The organism is Synechococcus sp. A15-24 (assembly GCF_014280195.1).
In the GTDB taxonomy this organism is placed as follows: domain Bacteria; phylum Cyanobacteriota; class Cyanobacteriia; order PCC-6307; family Cyanobiaceae; genus Parasynechococcus.
The window spans coordinates 571,189-589,641 of the sequence record NZ_CP047960.1; the positions used below are offsets into that span (position 1 = coordinate 571,189).

23 protein-coding genes are annotated in these 18,453 nt (G+C 62.1%); 14 read left to right on the forward strand and 9 right to left on the reverse strand.

Translation table 11 applies throughout. The features are described 5' to 3' along the window. Positions 1-29: 29 nt before the first annotated feature. From SynA1524_RS02990 to SynA1524_RS13240, 4 genes are read left to right on the forward strand one after another with little or no spacing between them, the layout of a single operon-like run. Positions 30-182, forward strand: coding sequence for a CAB/ELIP/HLIP family chlorophyll-binding protein (locus SynA1524_RS02990; RefSeq protein ID WP_186498877.1), 153 nt, complete (start codon positions 30-32; stop codon positions 180-182). After that, positions 179-1,222 (forward strand): dual-specificity RNA methyltransferase RlmN, encoded by a 1,044-nt coding sequence (rlmN, locus tag SynA1524_RS02995; protein ID WP_186498878.1) that lies wholly within the window; start codon positions 179-181, stop codon positions 1,220-1,222. The genes SynA1524_RS02990 and rlmN overlap by 4 nt, the downstream gene beginning before the upstream one ends. 42 nt (positions 1,223-1,264) lie before the next feature. Next, on the forward strand, positions 1,265-3,028 hold the full coding sequence (locus tag SynA1524_RS03000; protein WP_186498879.1) for a sodium:solute symporter family protein: 1,764 nt from the start codon (positions 1,265-1,267) through the stop codon (positions 3,026-3,028). A gap of 5 nt (positions 3,029-3,033) precedes the next feature. Beyond that, a complete protein-coding gene (locus tag SynA1524_RS13240; RefSeq protein WP_502707901.1) occupies positions 3,034-3,159 on the forward strand; it encodes a DUF8624 family small hydrophobic protein in 126 nt (41 codons plus the stop codon). Between the two features lie 36 nt (positions 3,160-3,195). Here the strand turns inward: SynA1524_RS13240 and SynA1524_RS03005 are convergent, their stop codons facing one another. Beyond that, positions 3,196-3,954 (reverse strand): P-loop NTPase family protein, encoded by a 759-nt coding sequence (locus SynA1524_RS03005; RefSeq protein ID WP_186498880.1) that lies wholly within the window; start codon positions 3,952-3,954, stop codon positions 3,196-3,198. 41 nt (positions 3,955-3,995) lie between these two features. Beyond that, positions 3,996-5,072: a hypothetical protein gene (locus tag SynA1524_RS03010; protein ID WP_186498881.1), complete on the reverse strand. Its 1,077-nt coding sequence runs from the start codon at positions 5,070-5,072 to the stop codon at positions 3,996-3,998. Between the two features lie 74 nt (positions 5,073-5,146). On the opposite strand from SynA1524_RS03010, the gene SynA1524_RS03015 reads away from it, so the two are divergent. From SynA1524_RS03015 to SynA1524_RS03035, 5 genes are all read left to right on the forward strand, one after another. Continuing rightward, complete coding sequence (locus tag SynA1524_RS03015) at positions 5,147-5,956, forward strand: HEAT repeat domain-containing protein (protein ID WP_186498882.1); 810 nt, start codon at positions 5,147-5,149, stop codon at positions 5,954-5,956. A gap of 91 nt (positions 5,957-6,047) precedes the next feature. Next, positions 6,048-6,251, forward strand: coding sequence for a DUF2997 domain-containing protein (locus SynA1524_RS03020; protein WP_186498883.1), 204 nt, complete (start codon positions 6,048-6,050; stop codon positions 6,249-6,251). Continuing rightward, positions 6,251-6,643: a DUF1257 domain-containing protein gene (locus SynA1524_RS03025; RefSeq protein WP_186498884.1), complete on the forward strand. Its 393-nt coding sequence runs from the start codon at positions 6,251-6,253 to the stop codon at positions 6,641-6,643. Before SynA1524_RS03020 ends, SynA1524_RS03025 begins: the two co-directional genes overlap by 1 nt. Beyond that, a complete protein-coding gene (locus SynA1524_RS03030) occupies positions 6,631-7,002 on the forward strand; it encodes a ferredoxin (protein WP_502707914.1) in 372 nt (123 codons plus the stop codon). The genes SynA1524_RS03025 and SynA1524_RS03030 overlap by 13 nt, the downstream gene beginning before the upstream one ends. Then, positions 7,002-8,204, forward strand: coding sequence for an aldo/keto reductase (locus SynA1524_RS03035; RefSeq protein ID WP_186498885.1), 1,203 nt, complete (start codon positions 7,002-7,004; stop codon positions 8,202-8,204). The genes SynA1524_RS03030 and SynA1524_RS03035 overlap by 1 nt, the downstream gene beginning before the upstream one ends. Here the strand turns inward: SynA1524_RS03035 and rsmG are convergent, their stop codons facing one another. Then, on the reverse strand, positions 8,205-8,936 hold the full coding sequence (rsmG, locus tag SynA1524_RS03040; RefSeq protein WP_186498886.1) for a 16S rRNA (guanine(527)-N(7))-methyltransferase RsmG: 732 nt from the start codon (positions 8,934-8,936) through the stop codon (positions 8,205-8,207). Between the two features lie 25 nt (positions 8,937-8,961). On the opposite strand from rsmG, the gene SynA1524_RS03045 reads away from it, so the two are divergent. Further along, entirely contained in the window at positions 8,962-9,501 is a 540-nt protein-coding gene (locus tag SynA1524_RS03045) for a J domain-containing protein (protein ID WP_186498887.1), read from the forward strand. Further along, positions 9,416-9,685, forward strand: a complete 270-nt coding sequence (locus tag SynA1524_RS03050; protein WP_186498888.1) for a DUF3143 domain-containing protein — start codon at positions 9,416-9,418, stop codon at positions 9,683-9,685. The genes SynA1524_RS03045 and SynA1524_RS03050 overlap by 86 nt, the downstream gene beginning before the upstream one ends. Positions 9,686-9,713: 28 nt before the next feature. On the opposite strand, the gene bioA is transcribed toward SynA1524_RS03050, so the two are convergent. Continuing rightward, on the reverse strand, positions 9,714-11,000 hold the full coding sequence (gene bioA / locus SynA1524_RS03055) for an adenosylmethionine--8-amino-7-oxononanoate transaminase (protein ID WP_186499475.1): 1,287 nt from the start codon (positions 10,998-11,000) through the stop codon (positions 9,714-9,716). A 52-nt stretch (positions 11,001-11,052) separates the two neighbouring features. Here bioA and SynA1524_RS03060 point away from each other — a divergent pair, with 52 nt between their 5' ends. Further along, positions 11,053-11,328 (forward strand): hypothetical protein, encoded by a 276-nt coding sequence (locus SynA1524_RS03060; protein WP_186498889.1) that lies wholly within the window; start codon positions 11,053-11,055, stop codon positions 11,326-11,328. Here SynA1524_RS03060 and SynA1524_RS03065 read toward each other — a convergent pair whose 3' ends face one another. From SynA1524_RS03065 to SynA1524_RS03085, 5 genes are read right to left on the reverse strand one after another with little or no spacing between them, the layout of a single operon-like run. Next, positions 11,329-11,484, reverse strand: a complete 156-nt coding sequence (locus SynA1524_RS03065) for a hypothetical protein (protein ID WP_186498890.1) — start codon at positions 11,482-11,484, stop codon at positions 11,329-11,331. Beyond that, the gene (gene bioD / locus SynA1524_RS03070) at positions 11,481-12,140 is read right to left on the reverse strand and encodes a dethiobiotin synthase (protein WP_186498891.1); all 660 of its coding nucleotides are present in this window, start codon (positions 12,138-12,140) and stop codon (positions 11,481-11,483) included. The genes SynA1524_RS03065 and bioD overlap by 4 nt, the downstream gene beginning before the upstream one ends. After that, complete coding sequence (locus tag SynA1524_RS03075; protein ID WP_186498892.1) at positions 12,137-12,883, reverse strand: methyltransferase; 747 nt, start codon at positions 12,881-12,883, stop codon at positions 12,137-12,139. The genes bioD and SynA1524_RS03075 overlap by 4 nt, the downstream gene beginning before the upstream one ends. After that, complete coding sequence (locus tag SynA1524_RS03080) at positions 12,880-13,569, reverse strand: alpha/beta fold hydrolase (protein ID WP_186498893.1); 690 nt, start codon at positions 13,567-13,569, stop codon at positions 12,880-12,882. Before SynA1524_RS03080 ends, SynA1524_RS03075 begins: the two co-directional genes overlap by 4 nt. After that, positions 13,566-14,693, reverse strand: coding sequence for an aminotransferase class I/II-fold pyridoxal phosphate-dependent enzyme (locus SynA1524_RS03085; protein WP_186498894.1), 1,128 nt, complete (start codon positions 14,691-14,693; stop codon positions 13,566-13,568). The genes SynA1524_RS03080 and SynA1524_RS03085 overlap by 4 nt, the downstream gene beginning before the upstream one ends. 54 nt (positions 14,694-14,747) lie before the next feature. On the opposite strand from SynA1524_RS03085, the gene SynA1524_RS03090 reads away from it, so the two are divergent. Further along, positions 14,748-15,695, forward strand: a complete 948-nt coding sequence (locus SynA1524_RS03090) for a bile acid:sodium symporter family protein (RefSeq protein WP_186498895.1) — start codon at positions 14,748-14,750, stop codon at positions 15,693-15,695. Positions 15,696-15,722: 27 nt separating this feature from the next. Beyond that, positions 15,723-18,452, forward strand: coding sequence for a DEAD/DEAH box helicase (locus SynA1524_RS03095; protein WP_186498896.1), 2,730 nt, complete (start codon positions 15,723-15,725; stop codon positions 18,450-18,452). Position 18,453: the final 1 nt, after the last annotated feature.

Consider the following 18,453-nt stretch of genomic DNA (forward strand, 5'->3'; position numbering starts at 1 on the left):
CCTCCTGCCATCCCATCGCTGAACCATCGATGCTTGAGCCCAATGACATTCCCCAGCGTCGTTTGCCACGGTTTGGCTTCCACGGTCACACCGAGAAGCTCAATGGACGTGCCGCCATGCTTGGTTTCATCACCCTGCTCGCGGTGGAGATCAAGCTTGGCCACGGTCTTTTGATCTGGTGAGCCAGATGTTGCTCGGTCGCAGCGCGGCCGAGCTGGAGAGCTGGGCGGTTGCTCAGGGGCAGAAGCCCTTTCGTGGGCGGCAGCTGCACGACTGGCTCTACGCCAAGGGAGCCCGATCCCTGTCGGAGATCACCGTCCTGCCGAAGGCTTGGCGGGAGTCTCTCAAGGAAGACGGTGTTGAGGTCGGTCGCCTGAATGAGGTGCATCGCTCGGTTGCCGCAGACGCGACGACCAAATTGCTGTTGTCCACCGATGACGGCGAGACGATCGAGACCGTTGGCATCCCCACTGATCAGCGGCTGACGGTCTGTGTGTCCAGCCAGGTGGGCTGTCCGATGGCCTGCCGTTTCTGCGCCACCGGTAAAGGCGGCCTGCAGCGCTCGCTGCGCACCCACGAGATCGTTGATCAGGTGCTCAGCGTGCGAGAGGTGATGGATCGCCGGCCCTCCCACATTGTGTTCATGGGCATGGGGGAACCTCTCCTCAACAGCCGGGCAGTTCTCGATGCCATTCGCTGCCTGAATGACGACCTCGGGATTGGTCAACGTCGGATCACGGTGAGCACCGTTGGCGTGCCGAAAACCCTTCCGCAGCTGGCCGAGCTGGCTCTGGCGACCCTCGGTCGGGCCCAGTTCACCCTTGCGGTGAGCCTCCATGCCCCCAACCAAGCGCTGCGGGAAGAGCTCATCCCAACGGCTCATGCCTATCCCTACGGGGCCTTACTGGAGGACTGTCGTCACTATCTGGCCGTGACCGGCCGTCGCGTCAGCTTCGAATACATCCTTCTGGGTGGTTTGAACGATGCCCCCGAGCACGCCGCAGAACTGGCCGATCGGGTGGGAGGGTTCCAGAGCCACGTGAATCTGATTGCCTACAACCCGATTGAAGAGGAGGAGTTTCAACGTCCCACCCGCGCCCGGATTGAGGGCTTCCAGCGTGTGCTCGAGCGTCGTGGTGTGGCCGTCAGTCTCCGCGCAAGTCGCGGCCTGGATCAGAACGCTGCCTGCGGTCAGTTACGACGTCAACGTCAGGGCAGCTGAGCGGAGCTACCTGAGGGACACTGCGGCCATCTGCTCTTGGCTATGGCGCCGATCGACTGGGCTCTGCTCGGGGGCTACCTGGTCCTGACCCTTGTGCTGGGGCTGTGGCTGGCCCGTCGCAACAGTGGTGAGGAGGACTATTTCGTCGCGGGCCGTCGTCTCAGCGGCTGGCTGGCTGGTGCGTCCATGGCTGCGACGACGTTTTCCATCGACACCCCCCTCTACGTCGCTGGCCTGATCGGCAGCCGCGGATTGGCGGGGAACTGGGAGTGGTGGAGCTTTGGCCTGGCTCACGTGGCCATGGCCGTGGTGTTTGCGCCGTTGTGGCGCCGCAGTGGCGTGCTCACTGATGCGGCGTTCACCGAACTTCGTTACGGCGGTCCGGCTGCGGCCTGGTTGCGGGGGATCAAGGCATTCCTGCTGGCCCTGCCCGTGAACTGCATCGGCATCGGTTACGCCTTTCTGGCCTTGCGCAAGGTTGTGGAAGCGCTGGGCATCGTCTCCGGAAGCCCGTCGGCCTTCGGTGTGCCCGACACGCTGTGGCTGCTGGCGGTGGTGGCTCTGATGGTGCTGGCTTACACCGTGGCCGGGGGGCTGTGGGCTGTGGTGGTGACCGACCTGGTTCAGTTGGTGCTGGCTTTGCTCGGAGCTCTCGCTGTCGCTGTCGCGGCGCTGCATGCTGCCGGCGGCATGGGGGGACTCCTCGGGCAGCTCGGAGGCATGAATCGCCCGGAGTTGTTGTCTCTGGTCCCCTGGACCATCGAGGACGGGGGCGTGCATTGGTTGGAGGGGGCCGGCATTTCGGTGCCGATGTTCCTGGCCTACATCGCCGTTCAATGGTGGAGTTTCCGCCGCAGCGACGGCGGTGGTGAATTCATTCAACGCATGCTGGCCACCCGAGATGAGCAGCAGGCGCGGTTGGCGGGCTGGGTGTTCTTGGTGGTGAACTATCTGGTGCGCAGTTGGCTTTGGGTGGTGGTCGCCCTGGCGGCTCTGGTGCTGCTTCCCGATCAGGGGGACTGGGAGCTGAGCTACCCCGCCCTGGCGGTGCAACTGCTGCCTCCGGTGGCATTGGGGTTGGTGGTGGTGTCGCTGGTGGCGGCCTTCATGAGCACGGTGAGCACATCGGTGAACTGGGGCGCCAGTTACCTCACCCACGACCTCTACCAACGCTTCATCCGTCCCAATGCAGGATCTCGGGAACTGCTGCTGGTGGGGCAGCTCACCACGGTGTTGCTGCTTGGGCTTGGAGTGGTTACGGCATTGATCAGCGACAGCATTGGCACTGTGTTCCGTCTTGTGATCGCCATCGGCTCTGGGCCTGGCGTCGTTCTGGTTCTGCGTTGGTTCTGGTGGCGGGTGAATGCAGCGGCCGAGCTGGCGGCGATGATCTGCGGTTTCATCGTCGGTTTGCTCACTTCGGTGCTGCCCCTCGTGAGAATTGAGGATTACGGCCTGCGGCTGGCGGTGATCACCGGTGTTTCAGCCGTGGTGTGGCTGAGTGCCATGTTGTTGAGTCCACCGGAATCAGAGGCGGTTCTGGAAACCTTCATCCGGCAGGTGCAGCCTCCCGGCCCCGGTTGGGCGCGACTGCGGCAACGCTTCCAGGTGGAGCCTCAGGAGCGCCTATCGACGCTGCTGGCCCGGTTTGTTAGCTCCTGTGGGGTGTTGTTCGGCGGGTTGATCGGCATCGGCGGGTTCCTGCTGCATCAGCAGTTCAGTGGTTGGGGCGGTCTTGTGGTGCTGGTGGGCTCATGGCTGCTTATGCGTCGTCTTCCACAGCAGAATGGCGCTCGAATGGTCTGACGCCCTTGTCCTTTTTTCGAACAACGCTTTTGCCGGCTCTGATCGTCGTTCTGTTCGCACTGGCGCTGGTCGCCGTCAGCGCCAGAATCTGGCTCCCGGGAGACATGCTGGCTCCAGCTCCTGTGGGATGACACGGTCTTTTGGGTCGTCTGTTCTGGATTCAACAATCACCAAAGATCTGCATTCAACCCCTCGTTTTCATCATTGTTATCGGATGATGAAATACTTTCTTCCTCAACTTCGTTGTCAAGGGCATCATCTTCTGGGATGTCCTTGATGTTGGCAATGTACCAGCTTTGACACGCCTCAAGGCTTCCGGTGTGAGCGATCTTGCCCTTGTGAAGAACAACACCATCTTGGCAGTGCTGCTGCAAAATGTTGGAATCAGTGTGCGCCATGATCAATGACTTTCCCGTAAGACGCTCTCGCAGTGCCTGTTGAAGCTTCAGCAAACGCTCTGATGTGGCATCTGCTTTCCAGGCAAAAATCTTGGGAATGATATAAACATCAAAATCGAAAGCCAGGGCAACAGCGAGATAAAACCTTGCCCGCATGAACTTGTTGTAAACATGCAGAGGTTTATCAAAAAAACCTTCCTCAAGATCAGCCAAGGTTTGAATGATCTCGAGATCTTTGCTCCGCTGGCCGCCATGGCCATAGACACCTTGGAGGAAGGCGGCATTCTGTCGGCCCGTCAACGAACTCAGCAACCCGCCTCGAACACCGAGAGGCCAGCTGACGTTGGTGTTGATCGTTACCTGGCCTTTCTGTACAGATGCAACGCCGGCTGCGCACTCCAGAAAGGCATGGGCTTCTCGCATGGATGAGGAGATCACCCCCACCCGCTGACCTTCCAGTAATTGCCAAGTGACGTCATTGAGCAAACGTTTGGTTGTTTCTTTGCTGCCGCTGACGTCTCGCACCACGCTCTCCAGGCTGAGGAGTGGTCGGGTTGGAGAAGCGAGCATCATCCTTGGGAGAAACCCTTCTGGCCGGTCTTGACGGTATCGGCGATCAACTGGTCACGTAAAGCTTTGAGTTGACTGCTCTCCCAAGACTGCTGATCCGATGAGATGTCGGGTGGCAGGTTTTCGGGTTGTGGAGGGAAGAAGTCATCCCACTGCATCGTTGGCCAGAAGCATTGGCAGAAGTCCCTATTCGTCTGCCCGTAGCGATGCCGAATAGTCGCTCTAAGCTCAGCGTCAAGGCCGTTAAAGGGCTCTTCGGGCCAACGTCGCTCTTTAGCGAGGACCTCGATCGCGTTTCTCAATGCTTTCTTGTGTTGTCGAAGACATAGTGGGTTCTGTTCAGCACAATAGTTATTGATTGCTTGAGCCAAGGCCACGCCAAGGCGCCCTGGTTGCTGGTTCTTTGAGCGAGCCGGTAGAGATTGTTCGGCGAGTTTCGCCGGCAGTGGAAGCTCCGCAAGCAGTTGTTCATAGGGGTCAGGCCGTTCGTGGATCGATCGACCATTGAGGTTTTGTGCGGAACCAAAAGGGATCATTACAGTCTCGATTGAGGGTTCGTCCTTGAGCCAGCTGAACAACGTCATCAAGTCACACTCACTGATGGTGTTCTCGTTCATCACTTTCGTCACATACGACTTGAAGTCGACATAAACTTTCAAACGTTTGACCAGTTGGGTGTAACGGGAGTTGAGGTAGCTCTCCTGGTCACGGATAAAGCCAACGATCTTTAAGCGCCATCCCTGAGACTGCAATTTTTTGGCTAACCAAAGCCCTCTGGGGTGGAGGTTGTCTTTCCCTGGTTTTGTAAGGACCCAGGACAAAGCTTCATGGGAGACAAGCAGTTGACACTCCATGGCGTCTGCCCGATCCAGCCAACGACGCCATTGTTTCCACGATCCTTTCTTGGTCGCTTGGAGCAGGATCTTGTCCTGGCGTCTTCGAGCAGGCATCAGTAAACCATGGCGTCGCAGCAGTCCACGGTTTTTGCGCAGGCGCTTCTGGATGTAGGTCGAGGCGGTCTTGTGCATGCCCACATGCAGCACCACAGTTCGCTCGACGGTTGGCTGCGCGGACATGAGCGACTCAACGGTGGTTGAATTCTCCCCGATCGACTTGTTCGTGCGGTGGTTTGTCGCTTTACGATCCGAGTATGAGCGAAAGCGACTCCACGAAACGCGATCAGGGGTTGTCCAGCCTTTCACTGGATCCAGATTTGCTGGCGGAAGAGCTGGCCGCTGAACAGGACATCGACCCCCTTGATGCGATCGAGCCCGAGGAGTCACAGATCGACTCCCAGGGTGTGGCCAGGGCATGTGATCAAGGGCTGGTTTGGCTTCAGCAGGGGCATGACCAGCGACTTCAAGGGTTGAGGATTTTCTGCGAGCACCGGGATCCCCGTGCTGTTCCTCTCCTGCTCGATTTGTTGAAGCGGCCTTGCCCGGTAGAACGGATGAGTGCCGTTTATGCCCTGGGTCGTAATCCGTCTCCTCCTGCTGTCGAGCCGTTGCTGAGCCTGCTCCAATCCGATGGCAATGCATACGTTCGCAAGGCCTCGGCCTGGAGCCTGGGAAATTATCCGGATGCTCCGATCCTCAATCCGTTGATACGAGCGCTGCAGGCCGATGTGGCGGCGGTGCGGATCTGGTGCCCTGGGTCTCTGGCTGAAGCCGGGAGCCGATCACCGGCCAAGGCCGATCCCGCAGCCGGTCAACTCTTGGTCAGTCTCTCCATCGATAGCGAGCCCGTGGTGCGTAGCAACAGCATCTGGGCGCTTGGTCGTCTTTACGAGCAACTGGTGGCTCCCAGGCAACTGGAGCTGGTGGAGGCACTGGTGTCTGCTCTGCTCCACGACGGTGAGGTATCTGTCCGCGATGAGGCCCGCACAGCCCTTGAACAACTGGAAGATCCGAGTGTTCTTGAACGATTGCAGACCTTGATCGATGAAGGCTTCCTGAGCTGATCCGCCGCCAGGCTTCCCGACAACCTGTAACGGAGGTGGCGACGGTCTCAACGGACCCCGATTAGCATTCGCCCTTCAACACACTTGTTGGATGCCTCAACGCACCGTTCGTTTCACAATTCGGCCCGATGGTCGCGTGGAGGAACTGGTCGAGGGGGTGTCTGGCGAAGCGTGTCAGCAGCTCACCGAGCGTCTGGAAGCTGCCCTTGGAACGGTTGAACGTCGGGAATCCACCGCCGAAGCCTTCCATCAACCCGAGGTTCAGTCCCAGTCCCTTCCGAATCACCTGCACTGATGTCGCACTTCAGCACTGTCAAAACCGAATTGCGTCAAATCGATCCTCTCGTACAGGCGCTCAACGATCTTGGTTACTCACCGGATCAGGGTGAACGCCCTATTCGTGGCTATCGCGGCCAAACCGTGACTGCTGATCTCGCTGTATCTATGGACAACGGGGGTGATTTCGGATTCCGTTGGAATGATCAGACAGGTGCCTATGAGCTGGTCACCGACCTCGACTTGTGGAAGCAAACCATTCCCATTGAGCGCTTCCTCTCGAAGCTGACCCAGCGCTATGCCCTGAATACTGTCCTCAAAGCCAGCGTGACAGAGGGGTTTCAGGTTGCTGAACAGCAGGTCAAACAGGATGGTTCGATCGAACTGGTTGTGACCCGCTGGGACGCCTGAGCCAGTCCGATCCGATTGATCCGTCCCTGGCGTTCTCGGCTTCGGTTGACCAGCCGATTGAACTATCCGGGTGTGAGCCCCAACTCGGGGGCGCTCTTTGCGAAAGGGCGGTATGGGTCGATGAGTCCGTCTGCATCGGCTGTCGTTACTGCGCTCATGTGGCCGGCAATACCTTCGTTGTGGAGCCGCACCTAGGACGTTCCAGGGCCATTCGTCAGGACGGCGACAGCACAGAGTGCATTCAGGAAGCCATCGACACCTGTCCTGTCGATTGCATCCATTGGGTTCCGTTTGAGGATCTCGATACGCTGCATGCCGATCTGATTCGCCAGGATCTGCATCAACGCCCACGGGGTTGATGCCTGACCTGCCTACTCGTCGTTTTGGCCGCACGGAGTTGCCCATTCCGTTGCTCTCCCTGGGCGGAATGCGCTTTCAGCAGAGCTGGACCGATCTGCCGGCATCGGAGATCACGTCCGACTCTCAATCCAACCTGCAGGCCACGCTTCAGCGCGCCACGCAGTTAGGCCTGCATCACGTTGAGACCGCTCGTCACTACGGCAGCTCCGAACTCCAGTTGGGCTGGGCTTTTCCCACAACGCCAGACCCGACACGGATCCTGCAAAGCAAGGTGCCGCCTCGGGAGGATCCTGATGCCTTCGAGGCCGAGCTGGCCCTCAGCTTTGAGCGGCTTGGCTGTCAGCGTCTGGACCTGCTGGCCATTCACGGCATCAACCTGCCGGAGCATCTGGAGCAGACCCTTCGTCCCGGCGGATGCATGGAGGTGGTGCGTCGCTGGCAAGCCGATGGACGCATCGGCCATGTGGGCTTCTCCACCCACGGTCCGACAGATGTGATCGTCGCCAGCTGCAGCAGTGGTGCCTTCGACTACGTGAACGTCCACTGGTATTACATCCGCCAGGACAACTCGCCTGCCCTGGATGCAGCGCAGCGGCAGGACATGGGGGTGTTCATCATCAGCCCCACCGACAAAGGCGGTCACCTGCACACACCATCACAACGTCTGCTCGAGTTGTGTGACCCTTTGCATCCCATCGTCTTCAACGATCTCTTCTGTCTGCGTGACCCCCGCGTGCACACCATCAGTGTTGGGGCGGCCCGACCGTCGGATCTCGATCTGCACCTTGAAGCCGTTGGTCTCCTCGATCACGCCGATGCGCTGATTGCGCCGGTGCATGCGCGGCTGCAGCAGGCGGCAAGGGAAACCCTGGGAGAGGCCTGGCTGAACAGCTGGCGGACAGGGCTTCCCACTTGGCAGGACACGCCGGGAGACATCAATCTTCCGGTGTTGCTCTGGCTGCACAACCTGCTCGAAGCCTGGGATCTTGAGAGTTATGCCCGGGCCCGTTACCGGTTGCTGGGCAGTGGTGGCCATTGGTTCGCGGGCTCCAATGCCGATGCCTTCGATGCGGGGGTCTCGATCGCCGAGCTGGATGCGGTCCTGCATGCCAGTCCATGGCGTCAGCAGATTCCCGACATCCTGCGCTTGCTCAAGGCCAGGCTGGCAGGGGAGGCGCAGATGCGTCTCAGCAGCGTTTGATTACTCCCCCAGCGGTTGCCGGCTGGGAACACCGATAGCGCGCGGAAACTGTCTGGGACAGGGGCTGACCGGCTGGAGTCTGATCAGGTGCCGCACACCGCGCTCAGCAGGCAGCTGGCAGTTCTGGTTGGAGCTCAGTTGAGCGTTCAGAGGTACCAGGGCCCGTTTTAGCTGACGTTGATCCGTGTCCCCCCACTGGCCTCGGTACAGCAGGGCCTTCCCATCGGGTTTCAGTAGCGGTACGAGGTATTCCGCCACCACCGGTGCAGCCGCTACCGCTCGCGCCATCGCCAGATCGAAGCCTCCTCGCAGGGTCCTGTCGTGGCCTGCGCTTTCGATGCGATCGGTTTGCACGCTGACCCGGTCACTCAGCCCCAGGTCGTTGACCATGGCCTGGACTGCAGCGGTCTTGCGGCCGACGGAATCCAGCAACGTCATCCGGGCGCCGGGCATGGCGATGGCCACGGCCAGGCCTGGAAAGCCGCCCCCGGTGCCCACATCAATTGCAAGCCGGCTCTGATGAGGGCTGCGCAGTTCGGTTTGCAGCGGCCAGAGGCTGTCGAACACCTGGTTGATCCAGTAGTCGTCCCCCTCTACCAGACGCGTCAGGTTGACCCGGCTGTTCCAGCTGCGCAGCAGATCCTGAAGGGCTTTCAGCTGATCGAGCTGTGCCGGCTCTGGAGTCCAGCCGAGCGCCTCCCAGAACGCGGCTCCCGGCAAGGAGTCGGGCATGGGGGCTGCGGCAACTCTTCCTAGGATGAATGACCAGCTGACCCCTGTGTCCGAGCGCGACCTCAGTCACTACGAGAGGTTGGGGGTGTCTGCTCAGGCGTCCCAGGCCAGCCTCCGGCAGGCTTTTCGCCGTCGTAGTAAGGCGTTGCATCCGGATACCACCACACTCCCGGTGGCTGAAGCGGCCAAGAACTTCCAGCAGCTCAAGGAGTCCTACGAGTTCCTGGCGGATCCCGAGCGTCGTCGTCATTACGACGAGCAATTGCGGCAACGCTTGCAACCGCAACGACCCCCTGCCCCGCAGCCCACCGACACCGTTGACCAGTGGGATGGCATCGGAGAACGCCGGCCCCTGTCTGGTGGAGAGTGGACAGCGTTGTTGTTGCTGGGCCTGGCGCTGCTGCTCAGCCTCGTTGTGGGGCTTTGTGTTGCAGGGGTTCAGGGGCGAGCCTGGCAGGTGTCTCCCGATTGGATGAACGATGTTTCTTCAGCCCTCATCGAACACCCCGCTGAACCAGCATTCCATCAGGGCGCTGGAGGACTGGCTCATCAGCCTCAACGCTGAGCGGATCGATGGGGATCCCTGCCGTTGGGCCCTCACCAGGCCCGACTGGTCCGCCGAGATCCTGCTCGCGCGTGAGGATGTGGTGGTGATCTGGCAGCAGCCAGGTGCTGAGGAGCGTCGCTGCTCGTTGCCCTACGGCCTCTCCCGCGCCGATGTGACGGCGGCCATTCAGGCCGGCCCGTAAGCAGCTTCAACCGGCAGGCCGATGGTCGTCAGATCTGGTTCAGAGCCGTGGCGATGGCCTTGTAGCACTGTCCCAGCTGATCGTCGCTGATGCACAGCGGTGGCAGCAGGTACACCACCTGTCCCAGGGGGCGCAGGAACACCCCATGCTCCAGGGTGATCCGTTTGATGGTTGGCCCGGCTGGATTGAGATAGCCGGCATCGCCGCTGACATTCAGGTCGAAGGCCGCCACCGTGCCGGTCAGCCGGCAGCGCGTCACCTTCGGATGGGCCTGCAGTTGTTCCAGATGGGGGCGATGCCGTGCTTCGAACCCTCGGAACTGCTCGGGGTCCTGCTGCAGCAGATCAAGGCTGGCGTTGGCCGCTGCGCATCCCAGCGGATTGGCGGTGAAACTGTGGCCGTGCCAGAGGGTCAGGCTGGGGTCCGCCCCAACAAAGGCTGAGAAGACCCGTTCACTGGCCATGGTCACTCCCATGGGCAGACAACCGCCGGTCAGGCCTTTTGAGAGGGCCATCAGATCCGGCTGAATCCCGGCTCGGTGACAGGCAAACCAGTCGCCGCAACGGCCGAATCCGGTCAACACCTCATCGGCGATCAGCAGGGCGCCCGCCTGCCGCACCAACGTCTCCACCTGCTTGAGGAAGGTGCAACGCACCATCGCCATCCCGCCGGCACCCTGGAGCAACGGCTCCAGGATCACCGCTGCGGTCGGTTGCTGCAGCGTGGTCTCCAGCACGGCCAGGGCCGCCTGTTCCCTGGTGTCCACATCAGGGTCATCCCACCATGTGGCGGGCCATGGACAACGGGCAACGGGGAACAGCTTGTCGTCGAAGGGTTCGCTGAACAGGTTGCGTTCGCCCACGGCCATGGCACCGAAGGTGTCGCCGTGATAAGCGCCGTCGAAGGCCACGATCTGGTGCCGCGGTTCGCCACGGTTCACCCACCATTGACAGGCGATCTTCAGCGCCACCTCCACAGCAGTGGAACCGTTGTCGGAGAAAAACAGCCGATCAAGTCCCGTGAGCTTGCTGAGCCGCTCCCCAAGACGTTCCGCCGGCTCATGGGTGAAGTCAGCAAAAATCACCTGTTCGAGGCGGGCGGCCTGATCGGCAATGGCCTTGGCCATCACCGGGTGACCATGGCCATGCAGCGTCACCCACCAGCTGCTGATGGCATCGATCAGGGGAATGCCCTGCTCCCGCAGCAACAGGGCTCCATCCCCGGCAATCACCCGTTGCGGCAGCGGTGCCGATTCGATCTGAGTGAAAGGCGGCCAGAGGTTGGGATGTCGTGACTGATCAGCCGTTGTTCTCATGGCGGCCTGGGCGTCTTTGTCATATTGAATCTCAGAGCCGCAGCGCCACTCCATGGCCATGACGCGAACGCGACGGCTGTCCAAGCGGTTTGTTCCTGCTGCTGGGGCAGGACCGGCGGCAGTCGGCCTCGATGGCCAACGGAGTGAGGTGTTTGCAGAGGGGGGCTGGCCCTCCATTCGCGTGTTTCTGGAGATGCGCGGGTGGTCTCCCCTGCAGATCGATCAGATACACGAGCAGTTGCGGCAAGGCTGGCCGTTGTCCCAGGCCGTTCGTCAGGTGTCCATCCGGATGGGAGTGTGCCCGCTGCGTTCGAAATCCCTCGGCTGATCAGCGGCAGATCTGGCTGCTTTTCTGGGCCTCTGTGGCGATCGAACCGCAGTTGACCCAACGCACCAGCAGTTGTTCAACATCGGTGAACAACACCAGAATCCCTCCGCAGAGGATCACCAGCACCAAGCTGATCAGGGACTGTGGTGGCTTCATGGCTGCTGGATGCCGAGCAGATCCTGGAACTTAGAACTCAATCCCTGCCGTTTCCATTCCCTGGCGAGGGACTCAGCCGTCAGGGGAGACAGTGTCGGCAGATGGGCCAGAACTGGCACACCACCGAACTGTTCAAGGGTGCCGGGGTTGTCGGCATGGGCCGGGCCATTGAGGATCAACCCCAGCACCGTCAGCTGACGACGGTTGAGAGCCTCCAGGCTCAGCAGTGTGTGGTTCAGGGTGCCGAGTCCGCTGCGGGCCACCAGGACGATCGGTCGATTCCAGCGCTGCAGCTGATCGATCTGCAGCCATCGCCGCGTTAACGGCACCATCAGTCCGCCTGCGGTTTCCACCACCAGGGGCCCCGTGCAATGGGGAACGACCAGGTCATCCGGGTTGAGGGGGATGCCGTCCAGCTCAGCGGCCCAATGGGGTGACACCGGTTGTTGAAAGGCATAGGCCTCGGGCAGCATGCGACGGGGGGGAAGGTTGAGCAGGGACTGCACCCGTCCACGATCGCCGCCGTCCTCTAGGCCGCTTTGAACCGGCTTCCAGTAGTGAGCATTCAGCCCCTGCACCAGCCAGGCACTGACGACGGTTTTGCCGACATCGGTGTCGGTGCCGCAGACCACGATCTGGGGAGATGGATGATTCATCGCTGCAGCATCAGGCTCAGTACGTGCCAGGTGAGGGTCGGGGTCTCCGAATCCGGCCAGGCTCGCGCGAGACGGCGCCACTGACTGGGCCCCAAGCCAGCATGGGCGCTGGTGCTGGCCCCGATCGTGCGCATCGGACGCAGCAGCTCAAGAGGCCGTTGCGCTCGGCGGCTGAAGCAATGCAGTCGTTGATGTCGCACGGCAGAGCGAGGAACAACGTTCAGGAGATCATCGACTTCAGGGAAGCGCAGGGCTGTGCAGGGCAGTTGGGCCCGTTCGGCGGCCTGATGCCATTGCTGAAAACTGCCGGCAACGGGAACGGCAACAACCAGCCAGCCCCCTTCGGCCAGACGGTCATACCAGTGCTGCAGCCAGGTTGCTGGGCCGGTCAGCCAGTGCAGAACGAAGCTGGAACTCAGCAGCACAGGCGCTGAGCTCCAGTTGGGCAGCGGCTGATTCAGATCCAGGCAGCAGGTTCTGGTGGTTGGGTGATGACGGCGCAGCATGGCGTCGCTGCCGTCGACTCGCAGCACCGTCTGACCCGGATGCAGATGTTCCAGATCATCAGCCAGCAGACCCGTTCCACTGCCCAGATCCACCCAGAGCCCCCGGGGAATGCTCTGACGGCGGCACCGTTCAGCCAGTTGTCTGGCCATGGCGCGTTGGAGGTTGGCGGCACCGTCGTAACGATCAGCGGATCGACCGAAGCGCTCCACAACCCGTTGGCTCCAAGTGTTCGTCATGGATTGCCTGCCCAGCGCACCACTTGATCCAGCACCGCCGGTGTCACCACGGCATGACCCTCATCAGGGCGGAGCAGGTGGTCTGTGCGCGACGGGGGCAGGGCCTGCAGCAGTTGCGCGCGGCTGTCCGGGCAGACAATCGCGTCCTGCTCCCCCTGCACCACCAGCACCGATGCTCCCTCAGGCCAGCTCTCCGGAAGGCTCTGGCACTGCTGAAGCAGGACCAAATCATCCTGCAGCCGCTGGCGGCCAGAAGGATGCATGCCGCGTAGCAGCGGATTGTTCGGCAGGGCCGAGAGCGGCAGAGGCGAGGCGCAGCGGCTCAGGAATTTCCGCAGCATCCCTAGTTCGTTCGACGTCCCCAGGCAGGAGGCCATGCCTTTGAGGGCCACTGCAAGCGCCCGGCCGGCCGCTCCTGCTGGAACAAAGGCTGCAAAGCCCGCCAGGCTCACCACGGCATCTGCTTGTTGAAGCACCGGCTCCGGCAGCAGATGGAGTCCCAGGGAGTGGGCGATCACGAGGCGCTGTCCCGGCAGCTCTGCCCAGCTGGGCTGGTGGGGCTCACGCTGTCCATAGCCCCGTTCAACGGCATCCCAGTGCCAGCCCAGGGCCTCAAACCGCTGCTGCCAGGCCCGCCAGACCGTTGCATCCCCAGCCCAACCATGGGCGGCGATCACCTGATTCATGGGCAGGGGAGGGCCTTGAGCAGCTGTCCCACCGTCTCATCCGGCAGGTCCCGGCGCAGCACCAGCCGCAGCCGAGCGGTCCCCTCCGGAACGGTGGGCGGCCGGATCGCCACACTCAGCAATCCGTGTTCTTCCAGAACCGCCTGAGCGGCGAGGGCCGCGGCATCGCTGCCCAGCAGTAAGGGCAGCACGGGCCCCACCCCCGCAGGTCGTATCCAGCCTTGGCCCTCCAGGGCATCCCGCCAGTGGCTCGCCCGCTGCTGCAGCTGTTGGCTCCAGTGCGGATAGGATCGGATCAGGTCCAGTGCCGTCTGTGCACCGGCCACCAGGGGTGGGGCCAAGGCAGTGGTGTAACGAAAGGCGCCACTGGTCTGCAGCAAGGCGTCACCGAGATCGGCATCACTGGCCAGGAAGGCGCCGCCGCTGCCGAAGGCCTTGCCGAAGGTGCCACTGATCAGTCGCACTGGTTCGATGCCAAAGCAGAGGCCGCGACCCTCCGGTCCCAGCACCCCGAGGGCATGGGCCTCATCCATCAGCAGATCGGCCCCAAAGCGTTGGCACAGTGCAGCCAGAGCTGCCACATCCGGGCTGGTGCCCTCCATGCTGAACAGGCTTTCGCTGAGCACCACCACGGATCCCGGCTGCCCTGCCATGGCCTGCAACCGCCGCTCGAGATCCGTCAAATCATTGTGCTGGAAGCGCTGCAGACGGGCACCGCTGGCCCGCACGCCCACCAGCAGCGAGTGGTGAATCAATCGATCGGCCAGAACTGTGGTGTGCCGGTCAGCCAGGACGCAGACGGCAGCGAGGTTCGCCTGGAAGCCACTGGGAAACAGCAAGACGCAGCTCCGTCCAAGCCAGTCGGCCAGGTCTGCCTCGAAACGCGCGTGACACGGCCGGCTGCCGGTGACCAGCCGTGACGCACCAGCCCCAACGCCGTCGCGATGGAGGGCTTCGGTGGCGGCGTCGATCACCGCCGGATGACGGCTGAGACCGAGATAATCATTGCTGGCCAGATCCAGCAGGGGGTGTTGCTCGGTCTCGGCCCGCTGCAGGGTCCAGGGGAGAGCAGCGCTGCTCCACGTGTGCAGCGTGCGGCGCCGTGCTGGATCCTGGGATGCCATGGCTCCAGTCTGGGCGGTCACCGGCGATAAGGATGGGTGTTTCGCTGGCCGGTGATGTCCCTCGAGCGATTCACCACGCTGTTTCCCCTCTCGACGCTGCTGGGATCACTGCTGGCGTTGCTGCACCCTCCCTTGTTCGTCTGGTTTGGTGGACCACTGATCACCATCGGCTTGGGGGTGATCATGTTGGGGATGGGCCTGGGCCTGACACCGCGAGACTTTCTGGGGGTCAGTCGACAGCCCCGAGCTGTGATCCTGGGGGTGACGGCCCAGTTTCTGGTCATGCCCAGCTTGGCTGCTGCTATCGCAGTTTTGTTGCAGCTGCCGGCACCCTTGGCTGTCGGTTTGATTCTTGTGGGCTGCTGTCCGGGGGGGACCGCCAGCAATGTGGTGACGCTGATCGCCAAGGGCGATGTGGCCTTGTCGGTGGTGATGACCAGCATCAGCACCGTGGCAGCTGTGGTGCTGACACCACGGCTCACAGAACTTCTGGCCAGCCAATACGTGCCGGTGGATGGTTGGTTGCTGCTGCTGAGGGTGCTGCAGGTGGTGTCGGTACCCGTGGCCTGCGGGGTGCTGCTGAAACAGGGGATGCCCAGGCTGGCCAATCGCGTTGAGCCGGTCATGCCTCCGATTGCTGTGGTGGCCATCGTGATGATCGTGGCCAGCGTGGTGGGAAGTCAGCGCCAGCTGCTGCTGGAGCAGGGGGCGCTGTTGCTGCTGGCCTGTCTGCTGCTCCATGGCGGAGGCTTCCTGCTGGGCTTTCTGATGGCTCGTTTGGTCGGTGCCTCCAGCCAGGCCCAGCGCACCATCAGCATTGAGGTGGGCATGCAAAACTCTGGTCTGGCGGTTGTTCTGGCTCGTACGGGCGGCTTCTCCACTCCGCTGACGGCTCTGCCTGGAGCAATCTCAGCTGTAGTCCATTGCCTCCTGGGCAGCGCCCTGGCCGCCGTTTGGCGTCGATCCGACCATGCAGAGGTCCCCAACAGCTCACATCCCTAGGATTCGTTTAGGTGTTCAGGGCCCGTGATGGCTGCGTCCGGCCTCGACCCATCGACGATCTTTCCGTTCCCACTGGATGACTTCCAGCTAGAGGCGATTGATGCGTTGAACCAGGGCCACTCGGTAGTGGTCAGTGCTCCGACGGGATCCGGCAAGACCCTGGTGGGGGAGTACGCCATCCATCGGGCCCTCGCCCATGGCCAGAAGGTGTTTTACACAACTCCACTCAAGGCGCTGTCCAACCAGAAGCTGCGGGATTTCCGGGAGGCCTACGGCGACGACAACGTCGGTCTGATGACCGGTGACCTCAGCGTCAACCGTGAGGCATCAATCGTGGTGATGACCACGGAGATCTTCCGCAACATGCTCTATGCGGAAGCCAGCGAACACGACGACCCGCTGGCGGATGTGGAAGCCGTGGTGCTGGATGAGTGCCACTATATGAATGACTCCCAGCGCGGCACGGTTTGGGAGGAGTCGATCATTCACTGCCCGCCCTCGGTGCAGCTGGTGGCTCTGTCGGCCACGGTCGCCAATGCCGGGCAGCTCACCGATTGGATCGAGAAGGTGCATGGTCCAACCACCCTGGTGCTCAGTGACTATCGGCCTGTGCCGCTGCAGTTCAGCTTCTGCAGTGCCAAGGGATTGCATCCGCTGCTGAATGATGCTGGAACCGGACTGCATCCCAACTGCAAGGTCTGGCGTGCGCCGAAGGGGCACAAACGCAAGGGACGCTCCGCCAAACCTCCTCAGCCGGAGCCGCCGCCGATCAGTTTTGTGGTGGCGCAGATGGCGGAACGGGACATGCTCCCCGCCATCTATTTCATCTTCAGTCGCCGCGGTTGCGACAAGGCTGTTCGCGATCTCGGCATCCAGTGCCTGGTCAACAAGGAGGAACAGGCCCGGATCCGGGCGCGGCTTAAGGCCTACAGCAGCGACAACCCTGAGGCGGTGCGGGATGGCATCCATGCCGATGCTCTGCTCCGGGGCATCGCGGCGCACCATGCCGGTGTGCTTCCGGCTTGGAAGGAGTTGATCGAAGAGCTGTTCCAGCAGGGCCTGGTCAAGGTGGTCTTCGCCACGGAGACCCTTGCCGCCGGGATCAACATGCCGGCTCGCACCACCGTGATCGCGGCCCTGTCGAAGCGCACGGAACGGGGACATCGTCCGCTGATGGGCAGTGAGTTCCTGCAGATGGCCGGTCGCGCTGGGCGTCGCGGCCTTGATTCCAGGGGCTATGTCGTCACCGTTCAGAGCCGGTTTGAGGGCGTTCGGGAAGCCGGTCAGCTGGCCACCAGCCCGGCTGATCCGTTGGTCAGCCAGTTCACGCCCAGTTACGGCATGGTGCTCAACCTGCTGCAACGCCATGACCTCAACAAGGCACGGGAGTTGGTGGAGCGCAGCTTCGGGCGCTATCTCGCCAGCCTCGATCTAGTGGAGGAGGAGGACGTGCTGTCCCAGCTGAGGCTGCAGCTCGGACAGCTTGAGGGGGTGGCCGGGGACATCCCTTGGGAAGACTTCGAGGAGTACGAAAAGCTCAGAGGACGCCTGCGGGAGGAGCGGCGCCTGCTGCGGATTCTTCAACAGCAGGCTGAAGAGACCCTGGCCAACGAACTCACCCTGGCGCTGCAGTTCGCCAGCACCGGAACGCTGGTGAGCCTCAAGTCACCGCAGCTGCGCGGACGGGTGACTCCTGCTGTGATCGTCGACAAGATTGAGGGCCCGGGCCAGTTCCCGCTGCTGCTCTGTCTGAGTGATGAGAACCTCTGGCTGCTGGTGCCATGCCAGTCCGTCGTCAGCATCCATGCCGAATTGAGCTGTTTGCAGGTGGATGGGGTCACGGCCCCTGATTTGCACAAGGCTGGCGAACTGCGCCATGGCGATCAGGCCAGTGGTGGACTGGCCCTGGCGGTGGCGCACGTGGCCCGGCGCCATGACATGACGACGCCTCAATACGACCTGGCGGGGGAAGTGCTGACTCAGGCCAGGACGGTGCAGGCCCTGGAACAGGAGCAGGAAGCCCATCCCGCCCATTGCTGGGGTGATCGCAAGCAGCTGAAGAAGCATCGGCGCCGGATGGAGGAGTTGGAGCAGGAGATTGAGGAGCGGCAGCGGTTGCTGCACCATCGCTCCAACCGCCACTGGGAAACCTTCCTGGCTCTGCTCGAGGTTCTTCAGCAGTTCGGCTGCCTTGATGAGCTGACGCCCACGGAGATCGGGCGGACCGTGGCGGCCTTGCGTGGTGACAACGAGCTTTGGCTTGGACTGGCCTTGATGAGTGGACATCTCGATGACCTCTCAGCGCCGGATCTGGCGGCGGTGTTTGAAGCGATCAGTACCGAGGTCAACCGGCCTGATCTCTGGAGTGGCTTCCCTCCCCCTCCCGCAGCGGAGGAGGCACTGCACGATCTCTCAGGATTGCGCCGGGAGTTGTTGCGGGCCCAGGAGCGTCTCGGTGTGGTGGTGCCGGCTTGGTGGGAGCCTGAGCTGATGGGGCTGGTGGAGGCATGGGCGAAAGGGACGGACTGGTCCGATCTGATCGCCAACACCTCGCTGGATGAAGGGGATGTGGTGCGGATCATGCGCCGCACCGTGGATCTGCTGGCCCAGGTGCCTTATTGCGAAGCGATCAGTGAGCAGTTGCGCAGCCATGCTCGTCAGGCCCTGCGAGCAATTAACCGCTTCCCGGTGGCGGAGGCCGAGGACCTGCTCAAGCAGGCTGGCGATCAGAACCCTGCCACCGAACGGGCGGCCTGAG